At 51.3% G+C, this 15,204-nt stretch carries 23 protein-coding genes and 1 tRNA gene; 19 read left to right on the forward strand and 5 right to left on the reverse strand.

Annotation, left to right across the window (positions count from 1 at the left end; translation table 11 throughout):
• Positions 1-33: 33 nt before the first annotated feature.
• Positions 34-582 (forward strand): orotate phosphoribosyltransferase, encoded by a 549-nt coding sequence (gene pyrE / locus CS910_RS00135; RefSeq protein WP_099209164.1) that lies wholly within the window; start codon positions 34-36, stop codon positions 580-582.
• Here the strand turns inward: pyrE and CS910_RS00140 are convergent.
• Both CS910_RS00140 and CS910_RS00145 read right to left on the reverse strand, forming a co-directional pair.
• Positions 544-1,371, reverse strand: coding sequence for a MinD/ParA family ATP-binding protein (locus CS910_RS00140; RefSeq protein WP_099209165.1), 828 nt, complete (start codon positions 1,369-1,371; stop codon positions 544-546). The two genes, pyrE and CS910_RS00140, sit on opposite strands and share 39 nt — an antisense overlap.
• A gap of 46 nt (positions 1,372-1,417) precedes the next feature.
• A complete protein-coding gene (locus CS910_RS00145) occupies positions 1,418-1,633 on the reverse strand; it encodes a hypothetical protein (RefSeq protein WP_042691567.1) in 216 nt (71 codons plus the stop codon).
• A gap of 120 nt (positions 1,634-1,753) precedes the next feature.
• Here CS910_RS00145 and rlmD point away from each other — a divergent pair, with 120 nt between their 5' ends.
• Complete coding sequence (gene rlmD / locus CS910_RS00150; RefSeq protein ID WP_099209166.1) at positions 1,754-3,010, forward strand: 23S rRNA (uracil(1939)-C(5))-methyltransferase RlmD; 1,257 nt, start codon at positions 1,754-1,756, stop codon at positions 3,008-3,010.
• A gap of 61 nt (positions 3,011-3,071) precedes the next feature.
• A complete protein-coding gene (gene lrpA, locus CS910_RS00155) occupies positions 3,072-3,497 on the forward strand; it encodes an HTH-type transcriptional regulator LrpA (protein ID WP_042691562.1) in 426 nt (141 codons plus the stop codon).
• 139 nt (positions 3,498-3,636) lie between these two features.
• Here the strand turns inward: lrpA and CS910_RS00160 are convergent.
• Positions 3,637-3,714, reverse strand: a tRNA-Tyr gene (locus CS910_RS00160).
• A 78-nt stretch (positions 3,715-3,792) separates the two neighbouring features.
• On the opposite strand from CS910_RS00160, the gene CS910_RS00165 reads away from it, so the two are divergent.
• The 3 genes from CS910_RS00165 to CS910_RS00170 are packed head-to-tail and all read left to right on the forward strand — an operon-like array spanning position 3,793 to position 5,107.
• The gene (locus CS910_RS00165; protein ID WP_099209167.1) at positions 3,793-4,362 is read left to right on the forward strand and encodes a hypothetical protein; all 570 of its coding nucleotides are present in this window, start codon (positions 3,793-3,795) and stop codon (positions 4,360-4,362) included.
• A 34-nt stretch (positions 4,363-4,396) separates the two neighbouring features.
• Positions 4,397-4,537, forward strand: a complete 141-nt coding sequence (locus CS910_RS11965; RefSeq protein ID WP_014122775.1) for a type II toxin-antitoxin system HicB family antitoxin — start codon at positions 4,397-4,399, stop codon at positions 4,535-4,537.
• A 12-nt stretch (positions 4,538-4,549) separates the two neighbouring features.
• Positions 4,550-5,107, forward strand: coding sequence for an aldolase (locus CS910_RS00170; protein ID WP_099209168.1), 558 nt, complete (start codon positions 4,550-4,552; stop codon positions 5,105-5,107).
• Positions 5,108-5,124: 17 nt separating this feature from the next.
• On the opposite strand, the gene CS910_RS00175 is transcribed toward CS910_RS00170, so the two are convergent.
• Together CS910_RS00175 and cobO are read right to left on the reverse strand one after the other, a co-directional pair.
• On the reverse strand, positions 5,125-5,376 hold the full coding sequence (locus tag CS910_RS00175; RefSeq protein WP_014122777.1) for a UPF0147 family protein: 252 nt from the start codon (positions 5,374-5,376) through the stop codon (positions 5,125-5,127).
• Positions 5,377-5,479: 103 nt separating this feature from the next.
• Positions 5,480-6,007, reverse strand: a complete 528-nt coding sequence (cobO, locus tag CS910_RS00180; RefSeq protein ID WP_099209169.1) for a cob(I)yrinic acid a,c-diamide adenosyltransferase — start codon at positions 6,005-6,007, stop codon at positions 5,480-5,482.
• 79 nt (positions 6,008-6,086) lie between these two features.
• Here cobO and CS910_RS00185 point away from each other — a divergent pair, with 79 nt between their 5' ends.
• The 13 genes from CS910_RS00185 (at position 6,087) to CS910_RS00240 (ending at position 15,201) form a co-directional block, all read left to right on the forward strand.
• Positions 6,087-6,917, forward strand: coding sequence for a DUF835 domain-containing protein (locus tag CS910_RS00185; RefSeq protein ID WP_099209170.1), 831 nt, complete (start codon positions 6,087-6,089; stop codon positions 6,915-6,917).
• A gap of 190 nt (positions 6,918-7,107) precedes the next feature.
• A complete protein-coding gene (locus tag CS910_RS00190) occupies positions 7,108-8,019 on the forward strand; it encodes an integrase (protein WP_099209171.1) in 912 nt (303 codons plus the stop codon).
• Positions 8,012-8,227, forward strand: a complete 216-nt coding sequence (locus CS910_RS00195) for a hypothetical protein (RefSeq protein ID WP_099209172.1) — start codon at positions 8,012-8,014, stop codon at positions 8,225-8,227. Before CS910_RS00190 ends, CS910_RS00195 begins: the two co-directional genes overlap by 8 nt.
• 182 nt (positions 8,228-8,409) lie before the next feature.
• Positions 8,410-8,577, forward strand: coding sequence for a hypothetical protein (locus CS910_RS11860; protein WP_158523787.1), 168 nt, complete (start codon positions 8,410-8,412; stop codon positions 8,575-8,577).
• Between the two features lie 6 nt (positions 8,578-8,583).
• On the forward strand, positions 8,584-8,889 hold the full coding sequence (locus CS910_RS00200; protein ID WP_099209173.1) for a hypothetical protein: 306 nt from the start codon (positions 8,584-8,586) through the stop codon (positions 8,887-8,889).
• Between the two features lie 232 nt (positions 8,890-9,121).
• Complete coding sequence (locus CS910_RS00205; protein WP_145955306.1) at positions 9,122-9,361, forward strand: hypothetical protein; 240 nt, start codon at positions 9,122-9,124, stop codon at positions 9,359-9,361.
• Positions 9,362-9,410: 49 nt separating this feature from the next.
• A complete protein-coding gene (locus CS910_RS00210; RefSeq protein ID WP_099209175.1) occupies positions 9,411-9,692 on the forward strand; it encodes a hypothetical protein in 282 nt (93 codons plus the stop codon).
• On the forward strand, positions 9,689-10,165 hold the full coding sequence (locus tag CS910_RS00215; protein WP_099209176.1) for a hypothetical protein: 477 nt from the start codon (positions 9,689-9,691) through the stop codon (positions 10,163-10,165). The genes CS910_RS00210 and CS910_RS00215 overlap by 4 nt, the downstream gene beginning before the upstream one ends.
• Positions 10,162-11,025: a hypothetical protein gene (locus tag CS910_RS00220; RefSeq protein ID WP_099209177.1), complete on the forward strand. Its 864-nt coding sequence runs from the start codon at positions 10,162-10,164 to the stop codon at positions 11,023-11,025. Before CS910_RS00215 ends, CS910_RS00220 begins: the two co-directional genes overlap by 4 nt.
• Positions 11,022-11,459 (forward strand): hypothetical protein, encoded by a 438-nt coding sequence (locus CS910_RS00225; RefSeq protein WP_099209178.1) that lies wholly within the window; start codon positions 11,022-11,024, stop codon positions 11,457-11,459. Before CS910_RS00220 ends, CS910_RS00225 begins: the two co-directional genes overlap by 4 nt.
• Positions 11,452-12,369, forward strand: a complete 918-nt coding sequence (locus CS910_RS00230) for a P-loop NTPase family protein (protein WP_145955307.1) — start codon at positions 11,452-11,454, stop codon at positions 12,367-12,369. The genes CS910_RS00225 and CS910_RS00230 overlap by 8 nt, the downstream gene beginning before the upstream one ends.
• A complete protein-coding gene (locus CS910_RS00235) occupies positions 12,369-14,942 on the forward strand; it encodes a hypothetical protein (RefSeq protein WP_099209180.1) in 2,574 nt (857 codons plus the stop codon). The genes CS910_RS00230 and CS910_RS00235 overlap by 1 nt, the downstream gene beginning before the upstream one ends.
• On the forward strand, positions 14,926-15,201 hold the full coding sequence (locus tag CS910_RS00240) for a hypothetical protein (RefSeq protein ID WP_099209181.1): 276 nt from the start codon (positions 14,926-14,928) through the stop codon (positions 15,199-15,201). The genes CS910_RS00235 and CS910_RS00240 overlap by 17 nt, the downstream gene beginning before the upstream one ends.
• The last annotated feature ends 3 nt before the right edge of the window (positions 15,202-15,204 follow it).

Raw genomic sequence — 15,204 nt, forward strand, 5'->3', positions numbered from 1 at the left:
AAGAGACCCTGCCAAAACCCACCGGTGGTTTCAATGGGAAAGAAAGATGAGCTCATCGAGGCCTTCTTCAGGGAGGGGGCAATTCTCTTCGGTCACTTCGTCCTGACGTCCGGAAAGGAGAGCGACTACTACATCAACGTCAAGAAGCTCATCACAAACCCCAAAGTTTTGAAGCTCATCGCCGAGCTAATGAAGGAGAAGGCTGAGGAACTTGGGGTCGAGTTTGACCGCGTTGCCGGCCCGGAGCTCGGCGCGGTTCCCATAGCAACGGCCCTCTCGCTCGAAACCGGAAAGCCCCTTGTAATCGTCAGGAAGAAGCCGAAGGGACACGGCACGGGGAGCCAGATTGAGGGCGAAGTGAGGCCGGGGGATAAGGTTCTCCTTGTGGAAGATGTGACAACCACCGGGGGAAGCGTCCTCCGCTCGGCGAAGGTTCTTGAGAATCAGGGGGCAAAGGTATCCGCGATCCTCGTCGTAGTGGACCGGGAAGAAGGCGCCCGCGAGAACCTCGGAGACTACCTCTTTGCACCCCTCGTCACGGTCTCAGAGCTTTTCGCCAGAAGGGACTCCGTGAAGGACTGACAGAAAGGCCTCCTTTATCCTCTCCCAGAGGCTCTTCTTTTCCCTTCTCCCAAAGACCCACTCGCTCAGAACCCTTCCCGCGGTTGTTATATCCTTTGACGCCCTCGCGTGCGGGGAGAAGGCTATGACCGGAATCCCCTCGTTCTGGCTCGCCGGAACCGCGGGGTCATGGGCAACGATTCCAACGACGGGAATGTTGAAGCTCCCCTCAAGGAAGTTCACGATGCCATCTATTACCGGCTCGGCCTCGCGAACCTTGTTTATCAGCACACCGACCTTGAGGCCGTAGGCCTCACCGAGGGCCTTGAGCTTCTCGACCTCGTTCTCCACCATCCTGTGGAAGGAGTGAATCGGGCCCCGCTCCACCTCGATTATGATTAGCTGATACTCCGCCAGCCGAAACGTTGAGATTGTGTCGAAGGGAATCCCCACGGGCGAGTCAATCAGCGTAACGTTGTACCTGGTCTGGACGTCCATCACTATCTGCCTGAGCCGCCTCTGGTCTATATCTAGGATATCGTAGAGCTTTGAGCTCCCGGGGAGAACGTCCACGCCCGTCCTCACATCCCGGTATATGGACTCCTCGAGTCTTGAGTCCTCCTTCTTCAAGAGCGTGTGGAGGTTTGTTATCGGATTGTATATCCCGAAGTGAAAGGCGAGCTTCGGAAGGTAAAGGTCGCCGTCTATTGCAAGGGTTCTCAGACCTATGCCCGAGAAGTATGTCGAGAGGTTGGCCGTCATCGTCGTCTTCCCGGCCCCACCTCGCCCAGTAACCACTATCGCAACCATAAATCATTTCTCCCATTCCCGTTGATTCAAAGAAAATGATTGAAGGTCAAATGTAGTCCTCAAGCGTCTTGGCCTTCACCATGATGGCCGCCTTCTCGCGGCCGTAGAAGACCTCAACGAGGCCCTCGGACTCCAGCTCCCGAACGGTCTTGAGCAGGGCCGGAGCGGGCGTTTCAAGCTCCGCGCTGAGGTTCTGCAGGGCAACGGCCCTCTTCTTGGTTGCCAAAACCTTGTAGACTATATCCTTACGGCGCCCAAACATGAACCCGGCACCGATAGTAATACGCTCTCGAACTAAATAAACCTTCCGTGAACACTTTTGGCGAACGTTCAAAGGCCCATCAATGGGCAGGTTTATAAGCGGCGGCGAGCATCGCCGGCCATGAGGAGAGTTATAGAGAGGCTGAGCGACGATGGACTGGGCGTTCTTCGGGCAGGAAAGCGGGAAATCCTCGTTCCGCACACGGCACCAGGAGACCTCGTGGAAGTCAGGAAGTGGAGGAGAAAAAAGAGAAAGCTCATAGCGACTGAATTTGAGCTAATAGAGCCCTCTGAAATTAGAACCGAACCAAAATGTCCCTACTTCGGGAGGTGCGGCGGCTGTCTGCTCCAGCACCTGCCCTATGAGGAACAGCTCCGCTTCAAGGCATCAAAACTCTCAAAGTATCTCGGTCTTGACGTCGAGGTTATTCCCTCGCCAAAGATATACGGCCATAGAAACAGGATTGATGTTGTCATTTCGACAACTGGGATAGGGTTCAGGCGCTACGGGACGTGGTGGGAGGCCGTTGACATAGCCGAGTGCCCCGTCTTCGGCGATGCGAGCGGAAGGGTTCTGAAGGCCCTGCGAGAGTTCATCGAGGACGAGAAGCTTTCACTCTACGACATACGGAAAAACGAGGGCTTTCTGAGGTACATCGTCATCCGCGAGGGGAAATTCACCGGCGAGCTCATGGTGAACCTCGTGACGAAGGAGGGAACCCTTCCGGAGTCCTTCCCTGACTACTTCCCATTTGCCACATCTCTCTACTGGAGCGTCAACAGGAGCGAGAGCGACGTTTCCTACGGCGACGTCGAACGCTTCTGGGGCGAACCCTTCATAAGGGAGAAACTCGACGACGTGACTTACCTCATACACCCAAACAGCTTCTTCCAGACCAACAGCTATCAGGCGGTCAACCTCGTCAGGAAGGTGGCGGAGCTCGCCGACGGCGAAAGGGTTCTCGACCTCTACTCCGGCGTCGGCACTTTCGGCGTTTACCTCGCTAAGAGGGGCTTTGCCGTCGAGGGGGTCGAGATTAACCCCTTTGCAGTCGAGATGGCCAACAGAAACGCCGAAATAAACGGGGTAAACGCCCAGTTCAGGGTGGGGAGCGATAGGGACGTGGAGGACCTTTCAAACTACGACACGGTAATAGTTGACCCGCCGAGGGCGGGCCTCCACCCGAAGCTAATCCGGAAAATCTTAAAAGACGAACCGGAGAGGCTAATCTACGTATCGTGCAATCCCAAAACGCTCGCCGAGAACCTCTCGGCTTTGAGGGAGAAATACAGGATTGAGAGCGCCGTCGGTCTCGATATGTTCCCGCACACACCCCACGTTGAGGCCGTGATTGAATTGAAGAAGTTCGATACATAAACCAAAAAGACCGATACCTTAATAAGGAATGGGTGCGTAATTAGAACTTAGGTGGTGGATTATGCTGGACGAGAGGGATAAGATTATACTCGACATGCTCACCAAGGACGCGAGGACACCTTTCACGGAGATAGCGAAGGTCCTCGGCATAAGCGAGACGGCAGTTAGGAAGCGGGTCAAGGCGCTTGAGGAGGCAGGAGTGATAAAGCAGTACACCATAGTTGTGGACCCATCGAAGCTCGGCTACAACCTCGTGAGCATCACCGGGATAGACACCAAGCCAGAAAAAATTTTTGAAGTCGCAAGCAAGCTCAAGGAGTTCGACTTCGTGAGGCACGTCTACCTGACGAGCGGCGACCACATGATAATGGCCGAGATTTGGGCCAGGGACGGAGAGGACCTATCGGACATAATCTCGAACAAAATCGGCAGGATTGAGGGCGTCACCAAAGTCTGCCCGGCGATAATCCTCGAGAGGATGAAGTGAACCGAAGGGATTTTTCTTTTCACTTTTGGACCGTTAGACGGTTTTAAACGCTCTTTTTACATGTTTCTTTCGAGAACAACAGATGAAAACGCTACCAGCAGTTTTTGTTTAAGACCTCAAGAAGTGCTTAGAATTCTGGTGGTCCCGCGGCCCGGATTTGAACCGGGGACCTGCGGATCTACAGTCCGCCGCCACTCCCAGGCTAGGCTACCGCGGGACCCTACTGCTTGGCCCGAACCATTATCCCCGGGGCAGGTTTATAAATTTTTCCCTCCGAATATCGGCGGTGAGAGAAATGGAAGAGCCGATAACCGTAGCGGTCCCGCTCGCGAAGAGAATGATGAACGTCATGGTCACAGAAAAGCGTCTCCCGAGCGGAGACGAGGTCAGGAGATTCCTGAAGGAGCTCAGCCTTGAAGAGCTCTATATGGGCAAGGGCCTCGCACTGCTCAGGAGCAGGGACGTCGTAGTGCTACTCTTTCCGAGAGAGAGCCTGGTCGTTGACGTAATCCCCGCGAGCGGAGAGGTGAGCGACGCGCTCGAGGTAATAGCGTACCACGACAGAAAGCTCAACTCTCTTATCCTTGAGATACTCCCGGCGAACGATTTGGAGTACGAGGGCAACATAGGCCTTGAGCCGGTGATAGTTAACCTCGAAACCGGCGAACTCGAAAGCACCCCCGTTCTGGGCGACTTCGAGGAGGAAAAGGACGGTGTCTACCTCGTCATAGACAGCGAAACCTTCGAGCGCTGGAAAGATGCCGGAAACCTCGACACGTGTCCCCTCTGCGGTGGTGAGCTCGCGTGGCGCGGTAAGCGGGCCCTCTGTCTGGACTGCGGCTACGGGGTTAAAGTCAAAGATTAAGTACCCTTGCCAACAAAGAACAAACGGTGGGAGCATGATAGTCAAGTTCGAGGTATATTTCGATGGTGAGTACTGGTGCGCCAAGGGCATAGACGATGATATCTTCACACAAGGAAAGACCCTCGACGAGCTCATGGAGAACATTAGGGAGGCCGTTGAGGTACACTTTTCTTGAGAGGTGATTCTCATGACCCGAATAGCAAAACGCCAGCTCGTTCTCTACTCAAGAAAGGCCCACGAGCGCGGTTTAACTGCAGCATTCGGCGGGAACCTGAGCGTCCGCGTCGGGAATTTGGTGTTCATCAAGGCAACCGGAGCGGTGATGGACGAGATGACCGAGGAGCAGGTGGCGGTGATAGACCTCGGCGGAAACCAGCTCTCTAGCGTTAGGCCCTCCTCCGAGTACAGGCTCCACTTAGCCGTTTACAGGGCGAGACCGGACGTTAGGGCAATAGCCCACCTTCACCCGCCGTACTCGATAGTTGCCTCGACCCTCCTCGAAGGCGAACTGCCGATAATAACGCCCGAGGCGGAAATCTACCTCGGGAGAATTCCAATAGCGCCGTTCAGACCGGCGGGAACCGAGGAGCTCGCGGAAGTCACGGCTGAGGCGTTGAGGAAAGCGGACGCGGTTCTTATGGCGAAGCACGGAATCGTGACCGTTGGAAAAAGCCTGAGGGAGGCTTTTTACAAGGCGGAGCTGGTCGAAGAAAGCGCCAAGCTCTGGTACCTGAGCAGGAAATGAGCGGAAAAATCAAAGGCTCACTTAACCTGCTCGAGGGCACCGAGAACCTCCCAGATTATGGTCCTCGTGTGCATGGGCATGTTCGGGTCCTCGCTTATCTCCTCAAGAATGGCTATGGCATCGGCCGCCCTGACGGCCGGCTCCTTGCTCTCGTCGAGGAGAACCTCTATGGCCTGCTCGGCGGCGCGCCTTATGTTCCTGGGAACGACGGTGTCCTGAACGACCTGCTCCTTGAGAACCTGAACAATCTGCTGAATCAACTCGCTCATTCTATCACCCCCTTTCGATTATCCTAAAAAATTGTTACTAAAATCTCCCCGGCTTATCTTAAGCTTTCCTAACTAAAAAGCTTTTCGGTTCTTGAAGTGGACTTCAGTATTCAACGCCCCTCCTCGCGACGATTCCCTTCTGATACGGGTGCTTTACCTCCCTCATCTCCGTGACGTAGTCGGCCAGCTCGAAGAGTTCCTCCGGACAGTAGCGACCAGTTAAAACGAGCTCGGTTTTCAGGGCCTTGCTCTTTATAAGCTCCTTAACCTCCTCGATGTCCAGCATGTTGAAGCCGAGGGCAACGCAGATTTCGTCGAGTATCACCAAATCCCACTCCCCGCTTGAAACGAGTTCCTTTGCCCTCGCGAGGGCCCTCTTCACTGCCTCTATGTCCTCTGGCTCCGGCTTCCCGTGAACGAACTTTGGCAGGCCGAAGGACTCTATCAGTGCACCGCACTCCTCAATCTTTTTCTGCTCGCCGTAAACCTTCGGGGCCTTCATGAACTGGACTATCGCGACCTTTCCGCCGGAGCCGAGCATTCTAACGGCCAGACCGAACGCGGCCGTCGTCTTGCCCTTTCCATTTCCGGTGTAGATGTGAACCAAACCGAGCTTCTCCTTCCATGACATTGGAACCACCGTGGATAAATCCTCCAATCCTTTAAAAACCCCGCGAAACCGTTAAAAACCTGGGCATCAATGTACACACATGCCTCACGTGCTCTCGCTGGGTTACTTCCTCAGGGACCTCACGGTCTTACTGCTCTCCCTTGCAATAGTCATAATGTTGCTCACCGTCGAGAAGAGCGTCAAACAAAACCTTCGGGTTAGGTACTTCACCCGGGTCTTTAACCTTCTCATTGGTGCCTTCGTTCTCGTCGTCGTTGCGGAGTTTATAGGGGTGCTCCTTCGGACTTCGGTTCTCTACGGTAACGAGACATACGTAATCGTTAGGTCTGTCCTCCTGACCATCGGGGCCCTCCTGCTGTTTCTCTCCTCAGTGATGCTGTACCTGCCATTTGCAAGGGGTCAGTACATCATCGTGCCAATAGCAACGGAGCCAAGCCAGGAGATAACGTACGGGGCCTACTGGGGGAGTAGTGAACAAACCGAAAAACTTTTCGTCGAGCTGACAAAGCATAGGCACCTTCCAGGAATAGCCGTTACCCGTGACCCTCCAGAGGTGTTTCGCTCAAGACTCGGCCTGAAAATAGTCCCAGTTCTGTGGGTCTCAAAGGTTAAGCACGATGAGGCCGTTGAACCCACGAGACTCCCATACCTCCTTGAAAACCTCAGGACGTTTCTCGAGTCCACGAACCTGGATAAAGTCATCCTTATTGACTGCGTCGAGTACCTGCTCCTTGAGAACAAACCAGAGAGTGTTCTGCGCTTTATAGCTAGTCTGCGCGATTTGGCGAGTCTCAACAGAGGAATTCTTCTGGTGTCAATTGAAAAGGAAGCCCTTGATGAGAGAATTTTTAACATGCTGATTTCCGAGCTCAAACCTGTTAAGGAACTTGAGCGAGCGATTAATACATGACCCCTCGCTTTTTTTACTTGGGTTGCTTTTTCTCGCGCTCTAAAGGAGCACAAAAACGCTTGAACCTCTCTAAAAGGCGCTCTAAAAGGAATTCACCCCAAAAGAGCAACTCAAAAAGAAATCCCCACAAGAACAGCATTTCAAAAGGAATCACGAACTTTGATGAAACTTTTGCTTGGCAAAAGTTTCTATGGCGGGCCGGGCGGGATTCGAACCCGCGACCTTCGGCTCGTCGAGAAGTCTCAACGAAATGTGGGACCTCTACAAAGACCAGTTTAGAGAATGGCTCTCAGGCAAAGTAACGGGTCTACGCACAGTGAAGGACTACATGAACTCGCTCAACCGGTTTTTGGAGCGCTACAAAATCAGCACAATCGGCGAGTTGGTCTCAGCCCTACAAAACATCAACTACAAACATCATACCGTCTCGGCCCTTAGGAACTTTATCACTTTTCTCGAACTCAACGGAATCATAGACGAGGACGACGCCAATAGGATTAGAAGGTACGCGAAAATCAAGAAGACAAGCGCGGACAGGACATTTATCACAAATGAGGAACTAAGAGAAGCTTGGAGACAAGTCAAAGCATACAACGAAAAGCGTCGCGAGCTGACGTTTAAACTGCTCGTCTTCTCCGGGCTTCGCTTATCCCATATTCACTACCTACTCACTACATTCGACCCGGAAAAGCTGATTTTTCTCGACAATATAGCAAAGTATCCCCTGCAAGAAGCCGGCAAAGGCACCAAGAGAGTGTTCTATGCTTATATGCCTGTAGAACTCGCAAAGGAGCTTGAAAGAATTTCCGCCAGCTACGACGCCATGAGAGAGTGGGTAAAAAACTTTAAACCGCCGGCGCATCGCGTCAAGGCGAGAACGATTAGAAAATGGCACTACAATTTTCTCATCAGGCACGACGTCTCTTTTGAGGTTGCGGACTTCATTCAGGGCCGTTCTGCAAAGAGCGTGGGAGAAAGACATTACGCCAACCTCGAACTCCTCGCCGACGAGGCGTATTCTCGCGTGGTTGATGAGTTGAAAGCCGTGTTGGGGGGGGATGAAACTGAACAGAAGAAAGTTCGGGATTCCTGGAGTGATTGAGTACATAATTTACACCGAGTTTCCGGGATTTGTCATAGTCCGCCGTCACAAGATTAAAACAAAAAACTATCAGCCACAGTGGGAGCGCTCTAAAAAGCAGTTTAGGGCCGTTGACCCGCTTGGAAAGCCTCTCCCCCGCCAGGCTGTTCATGTGAAGAAGTTTGCACCCTTATGGCGGACGGGATACCCATTCCATAAGGAGGGATGAAGCATGACCGAAGGCTTTAGTGTTCTTTTATACGATGAAACTCATAAGCGTCCTTCACGACCAGAGAGTCCAAATTCCAGCGAACGTTCTGTTGGTGTTGCTCGTAATGACCATTGGAGCCGTGGTTTTTGGCCGTCGCGCAAATTATGTCATTTTGGAGCACAAGAAAGAGGGTGAGAATGATGAACATTGAAAAGCCTGTGGCGACAGCATTCCTCGCCGTTGGAGTTCTGTTCATGAGTATGGTATTGGTTGTCTCTAACCGTCCGTTTGCACTTCGAGTTGCGCTCTGGATTTACGGATCAATGATGACGGGTGTGGGTATCGTCCTCTGGAAAATGGAGGGGTGAAGTATTATGGAAGATGTCGTTGCGATTGTCCCTGCTGTGGAAGTCAAGCCTGCAATGTCGAAAAAGAAAACACGACAGATTTCAGTAATGGTACCTGTCGAGCAAGAGGCATTCATCTCACAGATGTCATTGCTACTTGGTGTCAGGAAAGGCGCTGTTGTCATGCTCGCAATTGCGCTTTTGCAGAAGTTCGAAGAGAAGAACAGAACACAGCTCATTGAGATTTCTCGCTCGTACAAACGCAGGGCAGAGGTCAGGAAGCTTTTCGCCCGCTTTGGCATCGAGTTGAAAGACAAAGATTTTCTCGTGTGAGATGCTTTGTTTTTTATATAACTCACTCTCTATTCTTTGTTCAGGAGTTCCTGAACGCAGGAATTGACAATCCCTCTTTTTATCCTCCTCAACCGTAGCTTTCAGTGAATACTGTCTGACGAGGTGTTGCCTGGTGCTGGACGAACTTCGTCTCGTTGCGCGGGTCTCGTTTGAGCAGGGCGTGGAGATGGCCAGGAGCTGGAAGAAGTCAAAGAGAAAGGGTCAGATCAGCATGGCGGCAATCGGAGGCATTATCGGTGTGATATTGCTTCTCTACGTGGCTCTGCTCGTCATCGGAAAGTTCCACCCTGTTATTGAGCAGAACATTCAGCAGACAAACGACACCATCGCAAAGAACATGCTCACCGATGTGGACAGCAACACGCAGAGCTCGCTGAGCATGACGAGCATGGTGCCGTTCATTGGCGCGATAGCGCTCGTGTTGGGCCTGCTCTTCGGCATCTTCCGCTGAGCCAGATTTTCCCTTTCCTATTTACCTGTCCCACTCAGGAGGTGGTACTTTGCTCGTGTGGTTTGTCCTGCTCTTAATGGGAACAGCACTCGTATACAACATACTCGGAATAGTGTATAGAAGTCCTGTTCTGCTCGTGTTCTCGCTTCTCGTCAGCGTGTTTCTCGTATATGCTGGTTTCTACTACGTTGATGTCCCATCTGCAGGTTCTGTGCTTCAGTTTCATGAGCGCGAGCTGATGTGGTTCTTCGGCTCTGCGATGACAGTCCTGAACGGCGCTTTCGCGTTCATCTATGCAACGATGGGCATGGCTGAGGAGGTGAGAAGATGAGTGAGGAAGGCCAGCAGGCAGATGTTTTCGAAAACGTTATGCTTGCGAGAGATGCAACGCTCCTCGAGCAGGGTGAGTTTGCGGTAGATGTGAAAAGCGAAGTACTCAAGCTCATCAAGGAGCAGGAGAAGAGCTTTCCCTCGCGCTTCTGGCACCTGACAACGTTTCGAGACCCTGCTTTCGGCCTTGCAAACCTTGACAGAGACACTGCAAACGAAATAAAAGCCCGCGTATACACTATCATCTTGAAGTATTACCGCAGGCCTTACTTCGCGATGGCCCGCGACGATGTTCTCTTTGCGCAGAAAGAAGAGCTGAAGACGTATGTTGACATTCAGCTTTCGAGGGCGAAGAATGGAGCCTTTCTTGGCTTCTTAGAGAGGAGCACGAAGGAGTTCAACATAGTGTCAAACGCTCCCGTCCAGCCGACGAGGCGTGGCCTCGCACGCTTCTTTGGAGGTGCTGGAAGATGAACGTGCAGGAGCTTTGGTACTTTTTCCAGGCTAGCGTTTTCGTGAACATTATCCTCATTGCAATACTTGCATGGGCACGAGTTCGCGGGAAGGACCTCTTCAAAGGCATACTCTCTCCGTCCGGAATTTGGGCCTTCATCCAGCAAGGGTTCCCGCTTGACGTGAAACATCTCTCAAACAAGAACCTGAAAGGAGACGTGCTCGAAGTCAAGCTCACAAAACACACGAAGGCAATGTTCCCAATAATGCCTTCTGACTGGAAACGCTTCCTCCACAAACCTGCGGTCCTCCTGAACCTTCAGACTATGAGCCCGCTTGACCCGAAAATTGCCACCGATTTAGCGCTGATAAAGAAGGCCGGCTATGAGGAAAAGCTGAAACAGTACATTCTGAAGAAGAACTATCTCGAACAGCTTGATGCTCTGAAAGCAGAGACTCTCGCTGACCCCAAGATGTACCAGGAGGTCATGAACGAATGGTTACGCGTGAAGCAGGAAGTTGACCAGCTCGAAAGCGAGTTAAGGTACATTCTCGTCGAGCTTGACAACAAAGAACTCGTTGAGGTTCCTGAGAAGGACGAGAGAGGTAATGTCGTCAGGAAGTGGCTTTGGGCTAAGATTGACCTTGACAAGGTATTGAGATTCGCCCTCGGAATTCCTGCCCCCACACTTGACATCGTCACTGAGATGATTGTCCAGGAGAAGGAGAAGGGCAAACACGACTACAAGTTCTACATGACAATGGGAATCATAGCCCTGATGATTCTCGTCGGCTTCGCAATAGTCTGGCAAGTCATCTCAAATAACCACTCCGGAGCTGTTCAGACAGCGCAGACAGCTAAGCAGGTGGTGATGCCGTGACCGACTACGTGAGCCGGCAGGTTTTCGGAAAACTGATTAAGCGCGAGGAGGGCCTCGCGGCCCCCGTTGACCTTTATCGCTTAGCTGTCACTGACGACCTTTACGAGCTTAACACACTGAAAAGCGAGCTAAGGCTTCAGCTGTCGAAAGGAAAAATATCACCTGAGGTCTATACAAAGACCCTCCAGCTCGCGATGACCCTCTTTGACTTCTTCGAGCCATTCCTGAGCGAGGATTATGCCGTAACTGAAGAAGAGAAGGAAGCTTATCGTCGCTTTAAGGACTACCTCATGCTCCGCAAAGCAGAGTTTGGAAAGACTGCACCTGAAAAGGCCGTTGTTGTGTATCACATCTCCCGCATTCTGCTCAGGTTCGCCGCGAAGAGGAGGCTTATTGATATCTTCCAGCTGAGCGACGAGAAGGTGGGTGGTTGAGGTGGAGTGGCCCACTATCGTTGAGGAGGAGTTTAGACAAGTTCTGAGGGATCTAAGGGGGAACGCCTTAGCCCATGATGATGACTTCCACATCATCATTGATGGTGATGAGGGTACTGGAAAGTCTACCCTCTCACTCGCTGTCGCCAGAGAACTTGACCCCAAGTTTGATTTAGAGGAGAGAATGTATTGGGATGAGAGACAGCTACCACAGGCTCTTTTTAATATGGCAGTAATGCCTGAAGGTTCAGCCCACATCTTTGACGAGGCTCAAAACTTCTTCCACAGAAGGATGCATCAATCATGGAGAAATATTACACTCGATTCTGCAGTGAAGACAGGAAGAGCCAGGAAACAGTTTATAATTTATAACACACCGACCTTTTGGGACTTAGATGCTGTTCTAAGGCGCGCTGGTCTGATAATACATGTTGTGAGTAGGGGCACGGCGATGGCATTCTTCGATGTGTTCAAAACCAGGCTCGTGAGGGCAACAGAAGAGGCGAGAAAGCGAATGAAGGTTCAAACTTTTGAGGACATACTGAGCTATTGGAAAGGAAATCAAAGCAAAATTGGCAAGCTCGATTATTATGTGTTCCACTGGAAAGGCGAGATTCCTGAGAAGTATCGGAGACACAAAGATTCCAATACAATTAAATTTCTCATCTGGAAAGCGCTCGAAGCGGCGGAGAGGTACAACGCGCCGTTCAAAGTGCCAAAGTGGATTCTCAACAATCCTGAGAAAATGCGGGTTCTCGAAGAGACGGTGAGGGAGTACAACGAGTGGAGAGAGATGCGTGGACTGAAGCCCCTCCAGATATCGCTCCCAACATCCAACACGTCCATTTCTACACCAGCTGAGCAGGAGGAGTTCATCGCGGATAAAATCACCCTTGAGGGGGTGATTTGATGCCAGTGCTGCCTCGCGGGAAACTGTATGTTGATGGGCAGGACATCGCTACAATTCAAAACACGAATACACAACCGCAATCCGCACCCACCACTACTGCCTCCCAAGCTTCCCAATCTAGCCAAACAACCTCCTCAGGGGAAAATGAAACGAGAGCCCCTCCTCGCGGAGTGATATATGTTGATGGTGAGTGGGATGCAGCTGCAGGTCCACCTCCAACTTCACCACCTAATACCAACCAAGGGAGGCAAACTGCACTTTCATTACTAGTAAAGGAGGGAGATGCAAAGGAAATCAACACTCCATCCAACTGGCTACATGTTCAGGAGTCCAACCAAAGAAACCCTAACTCTCATCCCAAAGTAACTGTTGACCCCAATACAGTGACAGAGGGGACATTTGACGCATATCATCCAAGTACCGGAGAAAAGGTCCGGCGGTGGTTCGACCAGAACGTTGACAAGATTCCAGTTGTGAACTTCTTCCATCTCATCCATGAGCAGGCGCAAACTGCAAAGAAAGAGACAATGATTGAGCTTGCAGAAAAAGGAGAAACAGGTTGGAAAGCAAGACTCATTGGTGTTGAATACGGCATTCTTGTCGACTCGCTTGTGGATGCTCCAGGCACAATCTACGACGCGTTAAAGTCTGCGTGGGATTCAATTCCTGCAAACACACAAGGCCCAACTGGACTGACCCACAAGCAGCAAAAAGTGAAAATTATCACGGGGGATCCTGATAAAGAAATAACAAACAACCTTATCATGGCAGGGGCCGCACCGAAGACGTACCGCGCGGAGCAAAAGCTAAAGCAAGCTCAGAAGCTTCAACCAGAAATAATAAAGCTGAACGAGCAGGCAGAACAGCTCAAAGAACAGGCAAAATGGTTCGAAGAAAACAGACAGAGAGCTGAGAATGACCCGTTCTTTGCAAGGATATACAATGCGGAAGCTCAGGAGTTCAACCAACAGGTGATAGAATATAACCAGAAGGTTCTTTCTGTTGAAATGCAACTCAAGGCACTCGGTGTTGATGAAGCAAATGAGCAGGTTGAGAAGTTCAACAAGAATCTAGAAAATGTAAACAAGAACTTTGCAATCGGAGAAATTGCGGGAGGTTTAGTTGCAAGCGCAGTGCTTGCTGAGGCCATAGCCCCCACGGTTAGAGCAGTTGCTCCAGAGAAAGTCGTTAGGACTGAGACGAGCTTTCCAGATATCTTTGGGAACACAGCAGGAACAAGAAGCACGGTAAAAGAGACTGTCTACAAAGGATGGCTCAGGAAGAAACCAGTGGAGACAAGATATAGCACAACACTCGAAGTAGAGGGCGATATGAGGTACATGAAGTCATTTATCAATGGGCCCGAAGGCGTAGCACTAAGGATTGGTGGAAAGGATACGAGGCAGTTCGTGCTGAACAAGTTCCTAAGCATGGAACCACTGAAGGCTGAACCTGCTCCAACACCGAGCGCACAGATAGGACCTGAAGAATTCGAGAAGATAACCGGCAAGCCCTGGCCCGCAGGAGTGGCAAAGAAAGAACTCGAGACACAGATGATACTCCGCACAACCGATGGCCGAGAAATAACTCTCATAGAGCTTGAGAATAAAAACCTTGTAATTGGGAAGACGACATTTCGTAAAGGACAGCTCCGGCCCGAGTTTTCTCTGAGCGCGAAAGAAAAGGTTCTTACTCCTGAAGACATTTCCCTAATGCAGAAGATTACAAACGCAAAGGCAGTGCGCGTTGGGGATAAGTACCTGAAGGCCGCACGTTCTGGAAATGTCTTTTCTACCTTCTACGACCCCCCAACAAGCCCTGAACTCATCGAACAGAGTCGACTAAGGATTGTTCCGGATACTGGAACATTCAGAGTCCATCCAATGGACGTGCAGATGGAAGAAGGAGTGCTCCTCGCTGTGCCGGGAGCTCCGACGTGGGTTGGAGAGGTTGAGAAAGAAAGAGGGCTAAGTGTAAAAGGCCAACTCCAGCTCATCAAAAAACTAGATGTGAAAGTGCTCGAGGAGAAGAAGCTACGTTTCACTGAGAAGCCCGACGAAACGCATGTTAGATATCAATCGGAATATGATATCATCAAGATAAAGCAGGACCTAATGAGAAGATTCCTCACCAAAACAGGGGAAGGTACCAGAAGGACCACAAAGTTTTATCCTGACGATATTCCTACCCCCCACCCACAAGAAGCAGTGAGAGTCGAGATAACCGCCCCCCAAATCCAAACACAACCACCTCTAGAACTTCAGACACAAAAGCCAAAGCCATACAACATTCCCCTAACAACAACCCTTGACTTTCCAAAACCGGACAAACCAAGAGTATTCGTACCCGGCTACATTAGACTGCCGACAGGGGGCTCTTTATTCAGTATGGGAAAAGCATTTGGACGAGACTCATGGATGAGAAAGCTCGCCTTCTTCAAAAACCCGTTTGGAGGCACCTCCAAATCTAATCCATTCTCATTTAGCCTGAGAAAGAAGAGGGGGAAGAAGCACAAAGGCCGTCGCAAGGCCCGAAAGGGCCGAGGGGGTGGTAAACGTGCGAAGAAGAGGTAGGGGCTTTTTTGCGGATGCACTCGCATTCATGCTCTTCGTTGCAGGCGTCATACTGGTGTGGGGCATTGCGAGCTACGGGTTAGCCTTCATCAGACCCAAGACGATTGACCTGGCGGTCTCTGCGTGGCCAGACCTTGGGCCATTATTCCAGCGACTCGACTGGCAGTGGGTATGGATTCCTATCATACTAATCGTTGGAGGCATCATCTACATCATCGTCAGGGCGCAGGATGCGGAGGGCAATATTTACAGGATTTAAGGG

Source organism: Thermococcus henrietii (assembly GCF_900198835.1).
Taxonomy (GTDB): domain Archaea; phylum Methanobacteriota_B; class Thermococci; order Thermococcales; family Thermococcaceae; genus Thermococcus; species Thermococcus henrietii.